Here is a 21,212-nt window from a genome sequence, read left to right on the forward strand (position 1 = left end):
TTAACAAATTTGTAGCTGACACACTGTAATCGGGGGCAAGCCCCCTCCCACATTTACCTCTCATACATCAGGTAGATGGTGGTTTGCTCTGGCTTTTGATCTTGATTTTGATCTTAGGCGCCCCGTTAACCACGCTGGCCGAACGCAGGCTTGCTGGCGTTTTGTCATGGTTTGTAAAAGGCCAGCAAGGCGTGTCCCTTTAAATTGCAGGACGTTTCCTAGACAATCTCCGCCGCCTTGTGCCTGCTGGAATCGGTGGCTAGTCTGCGGTCCGTCACTGCCTATTCAGTGATCGGGTTTAGTCGCCCGGATTCGAAGCTGGCGCATGGTCCCATGAAGCTCTAATGGTGGCTGTGCGCAGGGCGCCTTCGGGCGCGCCGGGTAGCTCCGACCGGTCGACTAACCTGCGTACAGCCGCCACCTTCGTTTAGTCGCGACCGGTTCGGCTCCTTACTCAGCATTCGGAGTTGCACAATGAACAAAGACGTACAAGACCCCGCAAAAGACCGCGCCGCCTTCAACCGCGCCATCGACCACTATCTGCCCACCCAAGGTTTCCACGCCATCAACGAAGACCTGAGCTTCGAAGATGCCCTGCTCTATACCGCCAGTTTGCTCGACAGTGCTTCGGCAACCGCATTGGATTGAGGTGAGTTGTTGGAGAGCCCGGAGCGGGCGAAGATTCTGGCGGTGTGGCATTTGCTGGAAATTGCCAAGACTACGGTGGATCGCTCCATCGACTGTCTGAAACACGGTTAGAAATGTGGGAGGGGGCTTGCTCCCGATGGCGGTGGGTCAGCCACTTAGTACTGAGACTGACACACTGCAATCGGGGGCAAGCCCCCTCCCACATTGACTGCATTTCAAGGGTTAATAATCGGCGTTGGATTAACTCTTGCGGAAATCTGCGGCATTCAGGCCGAACCGGCCCATCTTGTTGTACAGCCCACCACGGGACACGTTGAGTTGTCGCGCAGCCAGGCGGATGTTTCCGCCGGCGGCTTGCAGTGCCGCGACAATCGCGTTCATTTCATGACTGCTCAGGTCCTGCGCCGGTTGCGCTTCATGCAGGCGCGCCGGGGCGCGATGCCGGGTGTCCAACGGCAGGTCGGACGGTTGGATCAGTTCGCCCATGGCCAGGTTGGTCGCCCGTTCGATGCTGTTTTCCAACTCGCGCACATTCCCCGGCCAGCCGTAGGCCGAGAGCAACGCCAGCGCATCCGGCGAAAAACCCTGCACCGATTTACGCAACGAGCGGGCAAAGCGCGCCAAAAAATGCCGCGCCAGCAGCGGGATATCTTCGCGGCGCATGCGCAGTGGCGGCACGGTCAAATTCAACACGTTGAGGCGGTAATACAAGTCTTCGCGGAACGCGCCCTCCGCCACCGCCTGGCTGAGGTTGCGGTGGGTGGCCGCGATGATGCGCACGTCCACGCGCCGTGAGTTCTTCGCGCCGACGCGGGTCACTTCACCTTCCTGCAATACCCGCAACAAACTGACCTGGGCGTCGAAGGACATGTCGCCAATTTCATCCAGGAAAATCGTACCGCCGTCGGCCAATTCGAACTTGCCCGCCGAGCCGCCGCGCGTGGCGCCGGTGAACGCGCCTTCGACGTGGCCGAACAATTCGCTTTGCACCAAGTCCCGGGGGATCGCGCCGCAGTTGACCGCCACGAACGGGCCGTTATGCCGGTCGCTGCCGTTATGGATCGCCTGGGCGAACAGCTCTTTGCCGGTGCCGCTTTCGCCGAGGATCAAGGTGGTGGAATCGCTGCGGCTGGCGATGCGCCCCAGGTGCAGCGCGTCCTGGATCGCCCGCGAGGTGCCCTGGATGGTGTCGAAGGTGTAGCTGGCCTGGGTGCCGATCAGGCGTCGGGTGATTTCGCGGATACGCCGGTTCTCGCGCAGGGACACAATCACCCCGCCCTGCTCCAGCGGGCACACCGAGACCAGGCAGGCGAGCTGGCTGCGGTCGTGCAGGTGAAAGGTGCAGTCGAGGTCGCGCACGGGCTCGCCCAGCACGTCGCTCAATTCGCTGCGGCCCAGGCGTTGGAAGGGACTGCCGAGCAGTTCCAGCCCCACGCCGAACAACTGCCGGGCATAGCGGTTAAGTGCCTTGATGCAACCACGCTCGTCCAGCACCACCAAACCTTCATTGAGCACTTCGAGCACGGCTTGTTGTTCTTCCAGCAACGCCTGCAACGCCATTTGCCGCGACACTGCTTCGGCCGCCGCCTGCACGGTGCCGAGGGTGTGGAAGTGAAACCAGCCGGGCTCGGCGGTCAGGGTCAGCATGGCCACGGTCTCGCCCTGGGCATTCTTGATCGGTGCGGCGGCGCAGTGCATGCGGCGTTGGCGCAGCCCACTGCCAAAGTTTTCTTCGGCGAGTACATACACCAGATGATCTTCGGCCAGGGCCAGGCCGGTGCAGTTGGTGCCTTGCACCGACTCCAGCAGGCGACTGCCCACCGGCGTGATATCCAGCCCGCAGAAATACAGGGTGGTGCCCTCGGTGTCGGTGAGGTTGATATGCCCGCGAGGGTTATAGGCCAGCAGGCCATGCATGACTTGGGCGGCGGCCGCGATCAGCACGCGGTGGCGGGCCAGGATGGCGGCCAGCGCTTCAGGGGCGACAAAGCGGTAGTGATTGTCTGCGGGATCGATCCCGGCTTCGACACTGCGCCGCCATGAATCCCAGATCACTTGGCGGACTTCGGCGGGACGCTCGACCTGCCCGTCCAGGCAGGCCTGCCACGCCTGCTCCAGCGCTGGGACGGGGCCGTCATTCAAGGCGTCAGGCCCCAGGGCGGTCAGGTAATCGAGGTCTTGTACGCTGAAGGCCATGCTCATTGGCGGGTATCCGTGTTCATGTTTTTGACATGTCAGTATAGACATGTCACCTAAATGAACACTTTTTGTTTATAGATTTTCATAACCCTTTATTTATCAGTACGTTATGAATTGGCACAGGCTTTGCTCCTACTCCTTTGCCCATCAGGACTGTCCTGAGGCCAACAATAAAAAAGGGGTTATTTCATGAGTACACAGAACATCCGCCTGGGTTTGATCGGTGCTGGCCGCATGGGCAGCTTCCACGGCTTGACCGCTGCACGGCATATCCCCGGTGCCAGCCTGGCGGCGATTGCCGACCCGACGCCGGGCCAAGCCGCGCGCCTCGCCACAGAGCTGGGGGTGGACAAGGTCTACACCGACCCACAGCAACTGCTCGACGACCCAGACATCGACGGCGTGATCATCGCCGCCCCTGCCCGCAGCCACGCCGAACTGGTGATCAGCGCCGCCCGCGCCGGCAAGGGGATCTTCTGCGAAAAACCCATGGCCATCACCCTCGATGAAGCCGACCGCGCCATCGCGGCCGCCGCCGACGCCCGTGTGCCGTTGCAAGTCGGTTTCAACCGGCGCTTCGCCAAGAGCTTTCGCACCGCACACCTCGACGTTGCCGCTGGCCGTATCGGCACCCCGCAGTTGCTGCGTTCGCTGACCCGTGACCCGGCGCTGAACAATCCCGCCGCATCGCCGCAATGGGTGATCTTCCTGGAAACCCTGATCCACGACTTCGACACCCTGCGCTACCTCAACCCCGGCGCCGAGGCGGTGCAGGTCTACGTGATGGCCGACGCGCTGATCGCCCCGGCATACAAAAGCAAAGGCTTCCTCGACACCGCTGTGGTCGCGATCCGCTTCGACAACGGCGCCATCGCCACCGCCGAGGCCAACTTCCAGGCCGTGTATGGCTACGACGTGCGCGGCGAAGTGTTCGGCAGCGAAGGCATGCTGAGCATGGGCAGCCTCAACGATTCCGACCTGGTGCGCTACCTGGCCCAGGGCATCCAGGCCGACACCCAGCGTATGGACACGGACCTGCTGCGCGATGCGTATATCGCTGAGCTCAACCACTTTGTCGATTGCCTGCGCACCGGTGCCAAGCCGATGGCCAGCGGTGAAGACGCCCGCGCCGCCCTGGCGATTGCCCGTGCGTGCATCGAGTCGTTCCAGCAAGGCAAGGCGGTGGCTGTATGAGCCCGTTCAAGCTGGCGATCAGCGCCGAGATGGTGTTTCTCGAGCTGCCGTTTATCGAGCGGGTCAAGCGCATTCATGCACTGGGCTTCAGCGCCGAAATCTGGAACTGGACCGACAAGGACATCGGCGCCCTGGCCGCCACCGGTGCTGATTTCACTTCGATGACCGGCTACATCAGCGGCACCCTCACCGACCCGGACGGCATTCGCCAGTTGCTCGACAGCGCCCGCGAGTCCATCGGCATTGCCGAGCAACTCAACTGCCCCAGTCTCAACCTGCACGGCACCGGCCTGGGCGAAGGCGGCCTGCCGGTGCAACCGGTCAGCCAGACCACGGGCCGCATGTGGCTCAGCGCCTGCAAGACCCTGGAAAAAATCGCCCGTTTGGGGGAGGACGCCGGCCGCGTGTTCCTGCTGGAAAACCTCAACACCGAGGTCGACCACCCCGGCACCCCGTTCGCCCGCGCCGACGACACCCTGGCGCTGATCGAAGCCGTGGGCAGCCCGCATGTGAAGATGAACCTGGACCTGTACCACGCGCAGATCGGCGAAGGCAATTTGATCGAGCTGATCCAACGTGCCGGCAGCGCCATCGGTGAAATCCAGGTGGCCGATGTGCCGGGCCGCAAGGAACCGGGCACCGGTGAAATCCACTACCCTGCCATTGCCAGGGCCTTGCATGCCATGGGCTACAGCGGCGTGGTCGGCCTTGAAGGCTGGGCCAGCGGCGACAGCGAACTGGCCCTGGAGCGATTCCGTCAAGCGTTCACCCTATAACAATAAAAGGACCACCCTTATGAACCGCTATGCATTGATTGTTGCTTCGCTGTTACTGCTGGTCAGCCCTTGGTCATTTGCCGATTACCGCATCGGCGTGAGCATTGCCCGGGTTGACGATAACTTCATGACCTACGTGCGCAACGGCCTGCAAGACGCCGCCCGGCAACAGGGCGTGCAGATCCAGTTCGAAGACGCCCAGGGTGATGTGGTGCGCCAGCTCAACCAGGTCGAAGGCTTCCTGAACCAAAAGGTCGACGCGGTGATCGTGCTGCCGGTGGACACCTCCGCCACCGCCAACATGACCCGCGCCGCCGTGGCGGCCAACAAGCCGCTGGTGTACGTCAACCGCCACCCGGATGAGCGCACCCTGCCCAAGGGCGTGGTCACCGTGGCCTCCAATGACATCGAGGCCGGGCAGTTGCAGATGCGCTTTCTCGCGGAAAAACTCGGCGGCAAGGGCAACGTGGCGATCATCATGGGCGACCTGGCGCAGAACGCCACCCACGACCGCACCGAAGGCGCCAAGCAGGTGCTCAAGGACTATCCCGGTATCAAGGTGGTGGAACAGCAAAGCGCCGAATGGCAGCGCAACAAGGGCATGGACCTGACCAGTAACTGGCTGCTGGCGGGCACGCAGTTCGATGCGGTGATTGCCAACAACGATGAAATGGCGATTGGCGCGGGGATGGCGTTGCAACAGGCGGGCAAGGCCAAGGGCGAAGTGGCGATTGTCGGTATCGACGGGTTGCCGGATGGGTTGGCAGCGGTCAAGCGTGGGTTGCTCGCGGCGTCGGTGTTCCAGGACCCCAAGGCGCAGGCGGCCAAGGCGGTGGGATCGGCGATCAAGATGATCAAGGGTGAGCCGATCGAGTCGGAGGTGTGGGTGCCGTTTGAGTTGATCAAACCGGAGCAGGTGGCGGTTTACGAGCAGCGCTACAAATAGTCAGTCATACACAAAACCAATGTGGGAGGGGGCTTGCCCCCGATAGCAGTGGGTCAGCTAAAAATCAGTTGGCTGACACACCGCCATCGGGGGCAAGCCCCCTCCCACATTTGATCTCACCAGACCATTAGTCCAGGTCGCTGGCAGAATGGCGTTCGGCCAGTTGCTCATGAGGCTCACCGGAAACCCGATTCACCCGCCGCCCCCGCTGCACCGCCGGCCGCGCATCAATCGCATCCGCCCAACGCAACACATGCTTGTACTCATGCACCGACAAAAATTCCGCCGCACCATACAACCGGCCTTTGACCAAGCCACCGTACCAAGGCCAGATGGCAATATCGGCGATGGTGTACTCATCCCCCGCGATGTATTCGCTCACCGCCAAGCGCTGATCCAACACATCAAGTTGACGCTTGGCCTCCATGGCAAAGCGGTTGATCGCATATTCCATCTTGCTCGGCGCATACGCATAAAAATGCCCGAAGCCGCCGCCCAGGTACGGCGCGCTGCCCATCTGCCAGAACAGCCATGACAGGCACTCGGCACGGGCCGCAGGCTCGGTGGGGAAGAACGCGCCGAACTTTTCCGCCAGGTACTGGAGGATTGCGCCCGACTCGAATACGCGAATCGGCGTGGCGCCGCTGCGGTCCTGCAAGGCCGGGATCTTGGAGTTCGGGTTGATCCCGACAAAGCCGCTGCCAAACTGGTCGCCATCGCCGATCTTGATCAGCCAGGCATCGTATTCCGCACCGCTGTGACCGAGGGCCAACAGTTCTTCCAACAGGATGGTGACCTTCTGGCCATTGGGCGTAGCCAGGGAATACAACTGCAACGGGTGCTTGCCGATGGGCAGTTCTTTCTCATGGGTGGCGCCGGCGATGGGCCGGTTGATGCTGGCGAAGGTGCCGCCGCTTTCGGTGTCCCAGGTCCAGACTTTCGGGGGTACGTAATCGGTCATGCTTACTGCTCCAGTGGCGATAGCGATCAGCGAATTCGATGCCCATCTTACCGACTGTGTCCAAATATTGCGCACCTCGCTCAAGTACCCTTACTCTCTTGGGCCAATGACGTTCAAAGCAATGGAGGCTGCATGAAACTGATCGGTATGCTGGACTCGCCTTACGTACGCCGCGTGGCCATTTCCCTGGAGCTCTACGGGATCCCGTTTGAGCATCAATCGCTGTCGGTGTTCAGCACCTTCAGCGAGTTCTCCCAGATCAACCCGGTGGTCAAGGCCCCGACCCTGGTGCTGGACGATGGCACGGTGCTGATGGATTCGAGCCTGATCCTCGACTACCTGGAAACCCTCGCCCCGGCGGACAAAAAGCTGCTGCCCCCGGCTCCCGCCGCCCGTGCCCACGATTTGCAAGTGCTGGGCCTGGCCCTGGCGGCGTGCGAGAAGAGCGTGCAGATCGTGTATGAACACAACCTGCGCCCGGCCGAGAAGCTGCATGCGCCGTGGCTTGACCGCATCAGTGGGCAGTTGCTGGCGGCCTATTCGTTGCTGGAGAAGCAGTTGGGCGACAGTGACGCGCTGAACCAGGCCACCCTCACCGCAGCCGTGGCGTGGTCCTTTAGCCAATACACCGTGGCGTCGGTGGTGAACGCTGAGGCGTTTCCCCAGTTGAAACGCCTGACCGAGCGCCTGGAACAACATCCGGCCTTCAAGAAGTACCCGATTGAATAAACACCACCCATCACCTGTTGGAATGGGCTTGTGTGGGAGGGGGCTTGCCCCCGATAGCAGTGGGTCAGCTAAAAATCAGTTGGCTGACACACCGCCATCGGGGGCAAGCCCCCTCCCACATTTAACCGGTGTTGGCTGAAGGATTGGGACCGCCTCAGACCCACCCCCCATCCACAATAAAGTTCTGCGCCGAGCACATCGCCGAGGCATCCGAGGCCAGGAACAGCGCCATGTTGGCGATGTGTTCCGGCAACACACTGCCCGGCAGGCACTGGCTACGGCTGATCAGTTCCCTGGCGGCATCGTCGACCCACATCGCCAGTTGTTTTTCGGTCATCACCCACCCCGGCACCAGCGTGTTCACGCGGATATGGCTCGGCCCCAGTTCCCGGGCCAGGGCGCGGGTCATGCCGTGTGCGGCGGCCTTGCTGGCGGCATACACCGGGTAACCGGCCGAGGCCATCATCCAGCCCACCGAACCCAGGTTGATGATCGACCCGCCGCCCGCGCTTTTCATCATCGGCACCACGGCTTTGGCGGCGAAGAACGCGTGCTTGAGGTTGACCGAGATAAGCCTGTCGAAGGTTTCCGAGTCGACTTCTTCCAAGGTATGGCGCACGTCGTTGGCGGCGTTGTTCACCAACACGGTGATCGGCCCGAGGGAATGTTCGAAACGGCCTATGGCGGCCTTGTAGGCGATCTCATCGGTGATGTCGCAATTGACGAACTCCACGGTGTGCCCACGGGAACTCAACAACGCCGCCAGGCGCTCGCCCTGGCTTTGGGCGCGGTCGACAAAACCGACCTTGGCGCCCTGGGCGGCAAACGCGCGCACCATGAACTCACCGATGCCCGAGGCGCCGCCGGAGATCAGGATGGTCTTGCCTTCAAGGTCGGGGTAAACGGCATGCTGGGTGGTCATGAAAGTGTGCCTCGCTTAATTAGTCTTATTTTATTTTGCAAAAACGACGTTAACGGCTATAAATTCGCTGTCCAATCGACAAAATATCGCACATTAGTAGAACTATTCCAGTCAAAACAACAAAAGGAAGTTCGACCATGAAGCACCCTCGATACCTGCTCTCGGGCCTCGCCATGTCCATGCTCATCGCCAGCGGCGGCGCCCAGGCTGCCGGGCTCAGCAGCGAACACAAACCCTTCGGTAAAACCAATGACGGCACCGCCGTCGAACAGTACATCCTGCGTAACAGCCATGGCATGCAAGCCACGGTGATCACCTACGGCGGCGTGTTGCAGTCGCTCAAGGTGCCGGACAAACACGGTAAGGTCGAAGACGTGGTACTCGGCTTCGACGACGTGCAGGGCTACCAGGCCGGTACGGCGTTTTTCGGCGCGACCATCGGGCGCTTCGGCAACCGCCTGGCGGGCGGTGCCTTTGAACTCGACGGCAAGCGCTACCAGGTGCCGCTCAATGACGGCCCCAACTCGCTGCATGGCGGCGCCCAGGGCTTCGACAAGCACGTGTGGACCGCCACCCCCGTCACGGCCAAGGACTCGGTGGGCGTGACCCTCACCTACTTGTCCAAGGACGGTGAAATGGGCTTTCCCGGCAACCTGAAAACCGAAGTCACCTACCGCCTCAACGACAACAACGAACTGCACATCGACTACAAGGCCACCACCGACAAACCCACGGTGCTCAACCTCACCAACCACAGCTACTTCAACCTGGCCGGCGCGGGTAACGGCGACATTCTCAAGCACGTCGCCACCTTGCACGCCAGCCATTACACACCGGTGAATGCCACGTTGATTCCCACCGGCGAACTGGCACCGGTGAAAGGCACGCCGATGGATTTTCTCAAGCCGACGCCGATCGGCCAGCACATCAAGGAGGATCATCCGCAGCTCAAATTTGCCGAGCCCAAGCAAGGCGGGTTTGATTTCAACTGGGCGCTCGACACCAAGGGTGATGTGAAACAATTGGCGGCTGAGGTACATGATCCCGAGTCGGGGCGGCGCTTGCAGCTGTTTACCACGGAGCCTGGGGTGCAGTTTTATACCAGTAACTTCCTGGATGGGACGATAAAGGGCAAGGCTGGGAAGGCGTATCGGCATTGGAGTGGGTTTACGTTGGAGACTCAGCATTTTCCGGATGCGCCGAATCAGCCCAAGTTTGCCTCGACTCGCTTGAATCCCGGCCAGACCTATACCCAGAACACCCTTTTCAAATTCACCACCGATTAAACTGTGGGAGGGGGCTTGCCCCCGATGAGGGAGTGTCAGTTGATACATTTTTAACTGACCCACCGCTATCGGGGGCAAGCCCCCTCCCACATTAGCCCTCTCTCACATTTGGATCGTCATAAGGCAGGGCTTCAGCGTTGTTTCATGCGGTCGATGACCACGGCCAACAGCAGGATCGAACCGCGGATCACGTACTGGTAGAACGTGTCGATGTTCTTCAGGTTCATCGCATTCTCAATGATCGCCAGAATCAACACCCCGGCAATCACATGCCGAATCATGCCAATCCCGCCGCTCAACGACACCCCGCCCAGCACACACGCCGAGATCACTGTCAGCTCAAAGCCCTGCCCGATCATCGGCTGGCCAGAGGTCATGCGCGACGCGAGGATCACCCCCGCCAACGCACCAATCACCCCATGCACGGCAAAGATCAGAATCTTGGTACGGTCCACGTTTACCCCGGCCAGCAACGCCGCTTCCGGGTTGCCGCCGATGGCCATGGTGTTGCGCCCGTAGGTGGTGTAGTTGAGCAACCAGCCGAAGAACAGGAAGCACAGGATCGTGATCAGGATCGGCACCGGCACGCCCAGCAACTGGCCGTTGCCGAAGATAAAAAACTCATCCTGGGACACACCCACCGCCTTGCCGTTGGCAAAGATATAGGCCAGGCCGCGTACGATCTGCATGGTCGCCAAGGTGGTGATCAACGCATTGACCCGCAGCTTGGCGATGACGATGCCGTTGATCAGCCCGACGATCAGGCCCATCAACAACGCCGCGCCAATGCCGAGCATCACGCTATCGGTATCGCGCATCACAATCGCCGCCACCACCCCGGCGCAGGCAATCACCGAGCCGACTGACAAATCGAAATGCCCTGACGCCAGGCAAAACAACATGGTGCAGGCAGCAATGCCCACCGTAGAAATCGCCAGGCCCAGGCCGCGCATGTTCAGCGGGGAAAGGAAATTGTCGATGAGCAAGGCGCACAGCACAAAGATACTCACTGCCGCAATCAGCATCGCCCAGTTGTCGAGCAGGGCACGCACATCCAGGGGTTTGCGTGCCGTGGGCAGCGCGTTTTGTTGAGTGGTCATAGTCGTCTCTCAGTTCGCCACGCTGCGTGGCAAAGCCAGTTGCAGCAGGTTGGATTCGGTGGCGTGTTCGCGGGTTTGTTCGCCGCGCAATGCGCCTTCGCACAGCACCAGGATGCGGTCGCTGATGCCCATCACTTCCATCAGGTCGCTGGACACCACGATCACTGCAATGCCCTGGGCCGCGAGGTTATGGATGATCTGGTAGATCTCGGCCTTGGCGCCGATATCGATGCCACGGGTGGGTTCGTCCAGCAGCAGGACTTTCATCGGCATCGACAGCCAGCGCCCAAGAATGGCCTTCTGCTGATTACCGCCGGAGAGGTACATGATCTTCTGCGCCGCATTCGGCGTTTTGACTTTCATGGCCTTGATCTGCTGGTCGGCGTTGCCTTTTTCCCAGCCCTCGCGCAGCAGCCAGCCGAATGCCGAGTGCGCGCCCCGTGCACTGATGTTGATGTTCTCGGCAACGCTGGAGAGCGGGATGATGCCCTCCTTCTTGCGGTCCTCCGGGCACAGCAACACGCCGGCGGCGATGGCGTCGCGGGGTGATTGCAGGTGCAGGGCTTCGCCGCACAGGTGCAGGGTGCCGGCTGTGCTGCGGGTCAGGCCGCTTAACAGTCGGAACAGTTCGGTACGCCCTGCCCCCACCAAGCCAAACAGGCCGAGGATCTCGCCTTTGCGCACCGCGAAGCTGACGGGTTCACGCAGGCCGGGGCCCAACAGACCGTCGACCTTGAGCGCCACCTCGCCGTGTTCGCGCGGGCGGTAATCGTAGATATCCTCGATATCCCGACCCACCATGCAGGTCACCAGTTGGTCATGGGTCAGGGCGCTCATATCCTCGAAAGTGCGCACATAGCGCCCGTCCTTGAACACCGTCACCGCATTGCAGATACGGAACACCTCTTCCATGCGATGGGACACATAGAGCACCACTTTGCCCTCATCCCGCAGGCGCGTGATGATCGCCATCAAGCGATCGATCTCCCGCGCCGACAGGCTGCTGGTGGGTTCGTCGAAGGCGATCACATGGGCCCCCCGGGACAGCGCCTTGGCGATTTCCACCAGTTGGCGCTGGCCCAGCGACAAGCGGCCAAGCTTCTCGGCCGGGTCGATTTCATCCGCCAGGCCCTTGAGACAGGCCAATGCCTGCTTGCGCAATTGACCTCGGTCCACCACCCCAAAGCGCGACGGCAAGTGCCCGAGAAACAGGTTCTCGGCCACCGTCATTTCCGGCACCAGGTGCAACTCTTGGTGGATCACTGCCACGCCGCTGGCGATGCTGTCGGCGGCGCTTTTGAAGGCCATGACCTGCTCGCCAATCCGTAACGTGCCGCTATTGGGGATGTAGGCGCCGCCGAGGATCTTCAGCAGCGTGGACTTGCCCGCACCGTTCTCGCCCATCAAGGCATGCACCTGCCCCGGCTGGGCACTGAAGCTGATGCCGTCCAGCGCCTTGACCCCGGGAAAGGTTTTGCCGATGCCGTCAAACCGTAAGGCAGCGGTCATTGCCACAGCCCGATCTTGGTCAGTTCGTCTTTAAAGTTCTCACGGGTGATCAGGGTCACTTCGTCCATGGCGGTGTACTTCGCCGGTTCAGTGCCTTTGGTGACCCACTCGTACATCATCAGCGCGGTGTTGTAGCCCTCGATATGTGGGCTGGGCAACATCGAGCCGAAGAAGCCGCTGTTGGGCTTTTTCAGTTCGCCGATGGCGTCGGTGCCATTGATGCCGATGCCGATCACATTGGCCGCCTTGAAGCCGGCGCTTTCGGTGGCGCGCACGCCGCCGAGGACGGTGTTGTCGTTCATGCCGCCGATGATCAGGTTTTTCGCGGCGCTGGGCAGTTTCACCAGGGCCGAGTTGGTGGCGTCCATGCTGCCGGGGACGTCGAGGGTCTTGGCGGCCGTGAAGAGGATGTGGTCCTTGGGCATGCCGGCCTCTTCCAGGGATTTGACCGAGCCGTCGGTGCGCTTTTTGCCGGTGTCGAGTTCGTTGAAGGTGTTGATCACCGCATAGGTGTCCTTCCAGTCCCAGCCGCGATTCTTCGCTTCGGCGGCCATGGCGGCGCCTTGCTTCTGGCCCACCTCAAAGGCGGCCATGCCCAGGTACGGCACGTCTTCCATAAAGGCGCCCTTGGCATCGACGAAACGGTCATCCACGGCGATCACTTTGAGGCCGTTGGCCTTGGCCTTGGCGACGATGGCCGGGCCCAGGGACACGTCCGGCGGGCAAATCACAAAGCCCTTGGCACCGTTGGCCGCCAGGCTGTCGATGGCCGACAGGGTTTTTTCGCCATCGGGCACGGCGATCTTGATCACGGTAAAGCCGTGTTCCTTACCGGCTTTTTCGGCGAAGGCCCACTCGGTCTGGAACCACGGTTCCTCGGCCTGCTTGACCAGGAAGCCGATCTTCACTTCCTCGGCGGCCAGCAACAGCCCGCTCAGGCTCATGGCCGAGACCGCCACAGCGGCGCAGGCCAGGGAACGCAAACCACGACGACGATTCATGCGGTGACTCCTTGTTGTTGTTTTTAGGACAGAACTGTAAGCACAAACTTATCGTGGCGAGGGAGCTTGCTCCCGCTGGACTGCGCAGCAGGCCCCTGCTTTTTTGGGGGCGCTTCGCACCCCAGCGGGAGCAAGCTCCCTCGCCACAGTTAACTCCTCGTTATCCGGCGAAACGAGTACAGGGTTTTCCAGGGACATCCACTTCCATCGCCAACACGGCGCCGTCCAACGGATGATCCAATGGGCTGGCAGCGCTGGTGATAAACAGCGTGGTGAGGTTCGGCCCACCGAATACGCAACTGGTCGGACGGCTGACAGGCAACTCGATGATGCGATCCACACGGCCATCCGGTGCGATCCGCAGCAGACAACTGCCATCCCAACGGGCATTCCAGATATAGCCTTCGACGTCCATCGCCGAACCGTCCGGCCCGCCACGCGCATGGGGGCCGAACCACACGTGGGCGGGCTCGAGTTGGCCGTTGGGCTGGATCGAATGGCGGTACAGCGTGCCATCCAGGCTGTCGCCAAAATGCACGTGGCTGACGTCGTCATTCCACAGCAAGGTATTGGGGATACCCAAACCGCTGAGCAACGGCGTGACCTGCCCGTCGGCGTCGATGCGGAACAGGCCACCGGAACGCCGGGTGATCGGCAGGTCTTCGCCGTGTTCGCCAATGTTGTTCTGCATGGTGCCCAGCCACAGGCGGCCCTGGGCGTCGCAGCGTGCTTCATTGCCCCGGTTGCCCGCGTGCGGGTCGGCCACGCACAGCAAGGTCAAGGCCTCGGTGGCCAGGTCCAGCCGGTACACGCCGCTGCTCAAGGTCACCAAGGCATCGCCGCTTTCACACGGGATAAACGCCGAGACATGCTCTGGCAACTGCCACACCTGCAACTGCCCGCCCATCAGGCGCAACGCCTGTTTGCCGGCGATATTGACCCAGTACAGCGCCTGGGTCGGCCCATCCCAGAACGGCCCCTCACCCAATTGCGCACGGTGCGGGGTTACGGCGATACACGACATGTTGCCTCCTGGATTTTTATTGTTCTCAGGTGTGCGTTTTTTACAGCGGGTCTCGCGATGGCGTGCCATCCACCAGGCGCTGGATACGCAACGGGTTGGCGTTTTTCAACGCGTCGGGCAGCAGGCTATCAGGGTAGTTCTGGAAGCACACGGGGCGCAGGAACCGGTCGATGGCCAAGGTGCCCACCGACGTGCCCCGGGCATCCGAGGTGGCCGGGTACGGACCACCGTGCACCATCGAATCGCAGACCTCCACGCCAGTGGGGTAGCCGTTGAGCAGGATGCGCCCGACTTTCTGTTCCAGCAGCGGTGTGAGTTCGGCGAAGTGTTGCAGGTCGTTCGACTCGCCGATGATGGTCGCGGTGAGTTGGCCGTGCAGGCCGCGCAACGCGGCGCTGAGTTGGGTCTGGTCGGCGACTTCGACAAACACCGTGGTGGGGCCGAAGACTTCCTCTTGCAGCACTTCATCGCCGTCGATCAGCAAGCGCACATCGGCCTTGAACAACTGCGGCTGGGCTTGGTTGCCCGCCTGGGCGTTGCCTGCCAGGTGCTGGATGCCAGGGTGTGCCAGGAGTTTGTGCAGGCCCTTGCCATAGCTGCTCAAGGTGCCGGCGTTGAGCATGGTTTGTGCCGGTTGGTCGCCGATCAATTGCGCGACCTGTTGGGTGAATGCGGTAAAGGCCTGCGACGCAATACCGATCACCAAACCAGGGTTGGTGCAGAACTGGCCGCAGCCCTGGACCACTGATGCCGTGAGGTCCTGGGCAATTTTTTCGGCCCGTGCGGCCAGCGCCTGGGGCAGCACGATCACCGGGTTGATGCTCGACATTTCGGCAAACACCGGGATCGGCTGCGGGCGCGCGGCCGCCATGTCGCACAAGGCGCGGCCGCCCTTGAGCGACCCGGTAAAGCCGACGGCCTGGATAGCCGGATGCTTGACCAACGCTTCACCGACGCCGCCGCCGAAGATCATATTGAACACACCGGCGGGCATCTCGGTGGCTTGCGCGGCGCGAATGATCGCATCGGCCACCCGCTCGGCCGTCGCCATGTGCCCGCTGTGGGCCTTGAATACCACCGGGCAGCCTGCCGCCAGCGCAGCGGCGGTGTCGCCGCCCGCCGTGGAGAACGCCAGGGGAAAGTTGCTCGCACCGAACACCGCCACCGGGCCCAGGCCGATGCGGTATTGGCGCAGGTCCGGGCGTGGCAGGGGTTGGCGATCAGGCAAGGCCTTGTCAATGCGCGCGCCATAGAAGTCGCCGCGACGCAGCACCGTGGCGAACAGGCGCATCTGGCCGCTGGTGCGTCCGCGTTCGCCCTTGATGCGTGCCGCCGGCAGCGCGGTTTCACGGCACACCAGTTCGACGAAATCATCACCCAGTGCGTCCAGCTCATCGGCCACCGCATCAAGGAATTGCGCACGCCGCGCCGCGCTCAAGGCGCGGTAGGCCGGATAAGCGCTGGCGGCAGCGTTCGCGGCGGCATCCACTTCCTGCGGCGTGGCCTGGTAGAAATCCTGGGGCAAGGCTTCGCCCGTGCTGGCGTCGATGCTGTGCAGTTTGACGCTGCCGTTGGCGCTGCGCTGGCCGCCGATATAGTTGTGGCCGAGAAACTGGGTCATAAGGGGCTCCTTAAAGGGTGATGACGTGGCCGGGTTCGAAGGCGGTATCGCTACGGCCAATCGGGTTCACCAGCGGCGCGCCGAATTCAGCCTGGCTGATCTCGAACACATCCCCCGGTTGGGTACGTATACCGTCGGCGAATGACAGCGTTGCGGTGCCAAAGAAATGAATGTGCACATCCCCCGGCTTGAGGAATTGGCGGTATTTGAAGTGGTGGTATTCGAGGTTGTCCAGGCTGTGGCACATATTGGCCTCGCCACTGAGGAACTCGTTCTGCCAGATCACATCACCGTTGCGCAGGATGCGGCTGCTGCCCGACAGGTGCTGGGGCAAATTGCCCACGCGCAGTTCGGGGCCGTAGCTGCAACTGCGCAGCTTGGAATGGGCCAGGTACAGGTAGTTCTTGCGCTCCATCACGTGGTCGGAGAACTCGTTGCCCACGGCAAAGCCGACGCGATAGGGCTGGCTGTCCGGGCCGATCACATAGAGGCCGCCGATTTCCGGTTCTTCACCGGCATCTTCGGCAAAGGGTGGCACCGGGAAGGCTGCGCCGGGACGCACTACAATGCTGCCGTCGCCCTTGTAGAACCACTCCGGTTGCACGCCCGCCTGGCCCGCCGGAGGCTTGCCGCCCTCCACGCCCCATTTGAAGATGCGCATGGTGTCGGTCAGTGCGCTGTCATCACCGGCCTGGTGCATCTTGTCCCGCGCCGAGGCGCTGCCCAGGTGGGTCAGGCCGGTGCCGCTGATCAGCATATGGGCCGGGTCCGGATGGTCCAGCGGCGGCAGGATTTTCAGCTCGGCCAGCAACGCGGCGTAGTCATGGGTGGCGCCCAGACCCAGGCTATCGACCTGCTGCGCCAGGCCGACGCCGGCCTCGATGGCCGCCAGGGCCAACTCGCGCACGCTGTGGGCGCCCTGCACTTCGCGCACCTGGTTGCCATCCACCACACCGACACGGCGCTCGCCGTTGTGCACTTCGAACTGAACTAAACGCATGCAACTTCTCCCAGATTAAGTACGTGTAGCGCCACGGGCGCTGGCGGCGAATTGGTCGGCGGGCAGTACGTGCTTGCGTTCCAGCACGCGGTACACCACGCCGGTAAGCAGCAGCCCGACCAGCATCACGGCGGACAAAAAGTACAGGCCCGAAGCCAGGTTGCCGGTGTATTCCTTGAGCGCGCCGATCACGAACGGGCCGATATAGCCGCCGAGGTTGCCCACCGAGTTGATCAAGGCAATACCCGCCGCCGCACTGGCACCGGCAAAGAAACGCCCCGGCAAGGTCCAGAACACGGCGGTGCAGGAAAACAACGCGAACGCCGCCAGGCACAGCGCGGCGATTTGCAGGACCGGTGCATTGAGCCAGGCGCTGCAGAACAGGCCGATGGCACCCAGCACATAAAGCACGGCGAGGTGGCCGTAACGGTCGTTCAAACGGTCGGAGCTGCGCGGGATGATCAGCAGGCCGATGATGCCGAAAATGTACGGCACGGCCGAGATGAAGCCGGTGGTGAGGTCACTGCCGCCGAACTGCTTGATCAGGGTCGGCAGCCACAGGCCGAGGCCGTAGATGCTCAGGGTCACCGGCAGGTAGAACAGCGCCAGCAGCAACACGCGCTTGTCTTTCAGGGCATGCAACGGGTTGCCGTGGCGGGTCTGGCCGTAGGCTTGCAGGTCTTTGGCGAGTTCGCCGGTGAGCCAGGTTTTTTCCGCGTCGCTCATCCAGTTGACCTGCTGGGGGCCGTCCGGCAAGTAGCGCAGCACCGGCCAGGTGAGCAGGATCGCCGGGGTGCCGATCACGATAAACAGCCACTGCCAGCCGTGCAGGCCGAGAATGCCGTCCATGCCCAGCAGACCGCCGGACACGGGACCTGTGATCATCATCGCAATAGGTTGGGAGAGGATAAACAGCCCGAGGATCTTGCCGCGATGGCGCACGGGGAACCACTGGGTGATGTAGTACAGCACACCCGGAAAGAACCCCGCCTCCGCTGCGCCGAGCAGAAAGCGCATCACATAGAAGCTGTGAGGCCCCTGCACAAAGGCCATGCCAATGGTGATGGCGCCCCAGGTGATCATGATCCGCGCAAACCAGCGGCGTGCGCCGAAGCGGTCGAGCATCAGGTTGCTGGGGATCTCGAAGAGGAAGTAGCCGATGAAGAACAGACCCGCGCCCAAACCATAGGCGGCGTCGCCGATGCCGACGTCGGCACCCATGTGCAATTTGGCGAAGCCCACGGCGGAACGGTCTACGTAGGCGATCAGGTACAGCAGGATCAGGAAGGGAATCAGTTTCAGCGTGATGCGCCGAATAAGCCGCAGCTCCTGGCTCATGGGGTCGATCTCCGGATTGTTGTTCTTATAGAAGCTCGGGGCACGCCTCTCGCGAAAATCCGCCAGGGCCACGCCTCAGTTGGATCGACTATATAGTATGACTATTTGCAAAACAACTCTTCCAAAGTGTCGATTTTGCGCTTATGTTTAACCACGCATAGAACATATAGTCATACAATAAGAGAATCGATCATGTCTGATAAAAAGCCCGGCCTACGCTCCGCCCAGTGGTTTGGTACCGCCGACAAGAACGGCTTCATGTACCGCAGCTGGATGAAGAACCAGGGCATTGCCGACCATCAGTTCCATGGCAAGCCAATCATTGGCATCTGCAACACCTGGTCGGAGCTGACCCCGTGCAACGCGCATTTCCGTCAGATCGCCGAGCACGTCAAACGCGGCGTGATCGAGGCCGGTGGCTTTCCGGTGGAGTTCCCGGTGTTCTCCAACGGCGAATCCAACCTGCGCCCCACCGCCATGCTCACCCGCAACCTGGCGAGCATGGACGTGGAAGAAGCCATTCGCGGCAACCCGATTGACGGCGTGGTGCTGTTGACCGGCTGCGACAAGACCACTCCGGCCCTGCTGATGGGCGCCGCCAGCTGTGACGTGCCGGCCATCGTGGTGACCGGCGGGCCGATGCTCAATGGCAAGCACAAGGGCCAGGACATTGGCTCGGGCACCGTGGTGTGGCAACTCAGCGAACAGGTAAAAGCCGGCACCATCACGCTGGACGATTTCCTTGCGGCCGAGGCCGGCATGTCCCGTTCGGCGGGCACCTGCAACACCATGGGCACCGCGTCGACCATGGCCTGCATGGCCGAGGCGCTGGGCACGTCCCTGCCCCACAACGCGGCGATTCCGGCGGTGGATGCGCGGCGTTATGTGCTGGCGCATATGTCTGGTATGCGTGCGGTGGAGATGGTGCGGGAAGACTTGAAGCTGTCGAAGATCCTGACGAAAGAGGCGTTTGAAAACGCGATCCGGGTGAATGCGGCCATCGGTGGCTCGACCAACGCCGTGATCCACCTCAAAGCCATCGCCGGGCGCATTGGCGTCGAACTCGACCTGGACGACTGGACCCGCATGGGCCGTGGCATGCCGACCATCGTTGACCTGCAACCTTCCGGGCGCTTCCTGATGGAAGAGTTCTACTACGCTGGCGGCCTGCCGGCGGTGCTGCGCCGCCTCGGTGAGGCCAACCTGATTCCCCATCCGAATGCGTTGACCGTCAACGGCAAGTCCCTCGGCGAAAACACCCAGGACTCGCCGATCTACGGTCAGGACGAAGTGATCCGCACCCTCGACAACCCGATCCGCGCCGACGGTGGCATCTGCGTATTGCGCGGCAACCTGGCGCCGCTGGGTGCGGTGCTCAAGCCCTCCGCCGCCAGCCCGGAACTGATGCAGCATCGCGGCCGTGCGGTGGTGTTCGAGAACTTCGACATGTACAAGGCGCGCATCAACGACCCGGAACTGGACGTGGATGCCAACTCGATCCTGGTCATGAAGAACTGCGGGCCCAAGGGTTACCCAGGCATGGCCGAGGTCGGCAATATGGGCCTGCCGGCCAAGCTGCTGGCCCAGGGCGTGACCGATATGGTGCGCATCTCCGATGCACGCATGAGCGGCACCGCGTATGGCACGGTGGTGCTGCACGTCGCCCCGGAAGCCGCTGCCGGCGGGCCGCTGGCCACGGTGAAGGAAGGTGACTGGATCGAGCTGGACTGCGCCAATGGCCGCCTGCACCTGGACATCCCCGACGCAGAGCTGGCGGCGCGCATGGCCGACCTGGCACCGCCACAAAACCTCATCGTCGGTGGCTATCGCCAGCTGTATATCGACCACGTGCTGCAGGCCGACCAAGGCTGCGACTTCGACTTCCTGGTGGGTTGCCGAGGGGCGGAAGTCCCACGGCATTCCCACTAATTGGGATGCTATGATGCCGCGTCTTTAAGCCAGAGCCTTCCCGTCGTCATGGATCACCAGCCGCCCAAGCCGCGCAAGAGCCAGCATGCCCAGATCGTCCAGGACTTGGGCATGCACATCGTTTCCGGTCGCTTCAAGCCGGAAGAAAAGCTGCCTTTGGAAGCCACGCTCTGCGAGGAATACCAGGTCAGCCGCTCGGTGTTGCGTGAGGCCACGCGGGTGCTCAGCGCCAAGGGCCTGGTGTACTCCAAGCCACGGGTTGGCGCGGTGGTGCGGCCTCGGTTGAAGTGGCATTTGCTCGACCCGGACGTGTTGTCCTGGCTGATGCAGTCCACGCCCCACAGCGAGTTTTTCAATACCTTGGCCGGTGTGCGGCGCATCCTCGAACCGGAGATCGCCGCCATGGCCGCGACCACCGCCACCGACGAAGACATCGCCACCATCGAAAAAGCCTACGCAGGCATGGAAACCGCCCAGACCCACGAGCAATTGCTGCAGGCCGACCTGGACTTCCACCGCGCGATTGCCGATGCCACGCGCAACGATCTGTTGGCGTACATGTGCAACATGCTGTCGTTGCCGCTGCGCGAGTCGATCAACATCACCAACCGGCGTCCGGATATCCAGGGGCTGAGCTTGCCTCGGCACAAGGCGATCCTCACCGCGATCCAGAACCGTGATGCGCTGGGCGCGCGGCACGCGTCGCTGGTGCAGTTGGATGACACGCGGGTGGCGCTCGATACGGTGATGAACGTACTCACCCCGCTTTAACTCCCCCCTCATACTCTGTAGTGAGCGGGCTTGCCCCGCGCTGGGGGGCGAAGCAGCCCCAAACCCAGACACCTCGGTCTCTATGGAATACCGCGCCGACCTTGTTGGGGCTGCTGCGCAGCCCAGCGCGGGGCAAGCCCGCTCACTACAGGAATTCTGGCAGTCAGTATCAGCTATCCTGATACTGTCAAGGCACCTGCTGATTTCGTGAAGTTACCGCCCTAGACTCGCTCTCAACGGTGCCGATGCACCGCACCC

The 21,212-nt window shown here is 62.0% G+C and carries 17 protein-coding genes and 1 pseudogene; 8 read left to right on the plus strand and 10 right to left on the minus strand.

The annotated features are described in order from the left end of the window. The first annotated feature begins 474 nt into the window (after positions 1-474). Positions 475-759 (plus strand): annotated as a pseudogene (locus tag DYL61_RS27565) (DUF6124 family protein). A 129-nt stretch (positions 760-888) separates the two neighbouring features. Here the strand turns inward: DYL61_RS27565 and DYL61_RS27570 are convergent. Then, on the minus strand, positions 889-2,850 hold the full coding sequence (locus tag DYL61_RS27570) for a sigma-54 interaction domain-containing protein (RefSeq protein WP_135310972.1): 1,962 nt from the start codon (positions 2,848-2,850) through the stop codon (positions 889-891). Between the two features lie 186 nt (positions 2,851-3,036). Between DYL61_RS27570 and DYL61_RS27575 the strand changes: the two genes are divergently transcribed. Genes DYL61_RS27575 through DYL61_RS27585 form a run of 3 tightly spaced genes read left to right on the plus strand, consistent with a single transcriptional unit; the run spans position 3,037 to position 5,763 of the window. Next, positions 3,037-4,041: a Gfo/Idh/MocA family oxidoreductase gene (locus DYL61_RS27575; protein ID WP_135310973.1), complete on the plus strand. Its 1,005-nt coding sequence runs from the start codon at positions 3,037-3,039 to the stop codon at positions 4,039-4,041. Further along, a complete protein-coding gene (locus DYL61_RS27580; protein WP_135310974.1) occupies positions 4,038-4,817 on the plus strand; it encodes a TIM barrel protein in 780 nt (259 codons plus the stop codon). Before DYL61_RS27575 ends, DYL61_RS27580 begins: the two co-directional genes overlap by 4 nt. A 19-nt stretch (positions 4,818-4,836) precedes the next feature. Further along, positions 4,837-5,763 carry a sugar ABC transporter substrate-binding protein gene (locus DYL61_RS27585; protein ID WP_135310975.1) on the plus strand — a complete coding sequence of 309 codons (927 nt, stop codon included), beginning with the start codon at positions 4,837-4,839 and terminating at the stop codon, positions 5,761-5,763. A 127-nt stretch (positions 5,764-5,890) separates the two neighbouring features. Here the strand turns inward: DYL61_RS27585 and yghU are convergent, their stop codons facing one another. After that, on the minus strand, positions 5,891-6,724 hold the full coding sequence (gene yghU / locus DYL61_RS27590) for a glutathione-dependent disulfide-bond oxidoreductase (protein ID WP_135310976.1): 834 nt from the start codon (positions 6,722-6,724) through the stop codon (positions 5,891-5,893). 132 nt (positions 6,725-6,856) lie between these two features. Here yghU and DYL61_RS27595 point away from each other — a divergent pair, with 132 nt between their 5' ends. Then, complete coding sequence (locus DYL61_RS27595; protein ID WP_135310977.1) at positions 6,857-7,453, plus strand: glutathione S-transferase family protein; 597 nt, start codon at positions 6,857-6,859, stop codon at positions 7,451-7,453. 154 nt (positions 7,454-7,607) lie between these two features. Here DYL61_RS27595 and DYL61_RS27600 read toward each other — a convergent pair whose 3' ends face one another. Further along, positions 7,608-8,375 carry an SDR family NAD(P)-dependent oxidoreductase gene (locus DYL61_RS27600; protein WP_135310978.1) on the minus strand — a complete coding sequence of 256 codons (768 nt, stop codon included), beginning with the start codon at positions 8,373-8,375 and terminating at the stop codon, positions 7,608-7,610. A 137-nt stretch (positions 8,376-8,512) separates the two neighbouring features. Between DYL61_RS27600 and DYL61_RS27605 the strand changes: the two genes are divergently transcribed. Further along, a complete protein-coding gene (locus DYL61_RS27605) occupies positions 8,513-9,661 on the plus strand; it encodes an aldose epimerase family protein (protein ID WP_135310979.1) in 1,149 nt (382 codons plus the stop codon). A gap of 131 nt (positions 9,662-9,792) precedes the next feature. Here the strand turns inward: DYL61_RS27605 and araH are convergent, their stop codons facing one another. The 7 genes from araH to DYL61_RS27640 form a co-directional block, all read right to left on the minus strand. Further along, the gene (gene araH / locus DYL61_RS27610) at positions 9,793-10,761 is read right to left on the minus strand and encodes an L-arabinose ABC transporter permease AraH (RefSeq protein ID WP_105695639.1); all 969 of its coding nucleotides are present in this window, start codon (positions 10,759-10,761) and stop codon (positions 9,793-9,795) included. Positions 10,762-10,770: 9 nt separating this feature from the next. Continuing rightward, positions 10,771-12,270, minus strand: coding sequence for an L-arabinose ABC transporter ATP-binding protein AraG (gene araG / locus DYL61_RS27615; protein ID WP_135310980.1), 1,500 nt, complete (start codon positions 12,268-12,270; stop codon positions 10,771-10,773). Continuing rightward, positions 12,267-13,271, minus strand: a complete 1,005-nt coding sequence (locus DYL61_RS27620) for a substrate-binding domain-containing protein (RefSeq protein WP_135310981.1) — start codon at positions 13,269-13,271, stop codon at positions 12,267-12,269. Before DYL61_RS27620 ends, araG begins: the two co-directional genes overlap by 4 nt. Positions 13,272-13,431: 160 nt before the next feature. Further along, positions 13,432-14,295, minus strand: coding sequence for an SMP-30/gluconolactonase/LRE family protein (locus tag DYL61_RS27625; protein WP_135310982.1), 864 nt, complete (start codon positions 14,293-14,295; stop codon positions 13,432-13,434). Positions 14,296-14,335: 40 nt separating this feature from the next. Then, positions 14,336-15,916 carry an aldehyde dehydrogenase (NADP(+)) gene (locus DYL61_RS27630; protein ID WP_135310983.1) on the minus strand — a complete coding sequence of 527 codons (1,581 nt, stop codon included), beginning with the start codon at positions 15,914-15,916 and terminating at the stop codon, positions 14,336-14,338. A gap of 10 nt (positions 15,917-15,926) precedes the next feature. After that, positions 15,927-16,916 carry an AraD1 family protein gene (gene araD1 / locus DYL61_RS27635; protein ID WP_135310984.1) on the minus strand — a complete coding sequence of 330 codons (990 nt, stop codon included), beginning with the start codon at positions 16,914-16,916 and terminating at the stop codon, positions 15,927-15,929. 15 nt (positions 16,917-16,931) lie between these two features. Next, on the minus strand, positions 16,932-18,254 hold the full coding sequence (locus tag DYL61_RS27640) for an MFS transporter (RefSeq protein WP_135310985.1): 1,323 nt from the start codon (positions 18,252-18,254) through the stop codon (positions 16,932-16,934). A 192-nt stretch (positions 18,255-18,446) separates the two neighbouring features. On the opposite strand from DYL61_RS27640, the gene DYL61_RS27645 reads away from it, so the two are divergent. Both DYL61_RS27645 and DYL61_RS27650 read left to right on the plus strand, forming a co-directional pair. Beyond that, entirely contained in the window at positions 18,447-20,183 is a 1,737-nt protein-coding gene (locus DYL61_RS27645) for an IlvD/Edd family dehydratase (RefSeq protein WP_135310986.1), read from the plus strand. 48 nt (positions 20,184-20,231) lie between these two features. Further along, positions 20,232-20,954 carry a FadR/GntR family transcriptional regulator gene (locus DYL61_RS27650; protein ID WP_105695646.1) on the plus strand — a complete coding sequence of 241 codons (723 nt, stop codon included), beginning with the start codon at positions 20,232-20,234 and terminating at the stop codon, positions 20,952-20,954. The last annotated feature ends 258 nt before the right edge of the window (positions 20,955-21,212 follow it).

This window comes from Pseudomonas nabeulensis (assembly GCF_004682045.1).
Lineage (GTDB): Bacteria > Pseudomonadota > Gammaproteobacteria > Pseudomonadales > Pseudomonadaceae > Aquipseudomonas > Aquipseudomonas nabeulensis.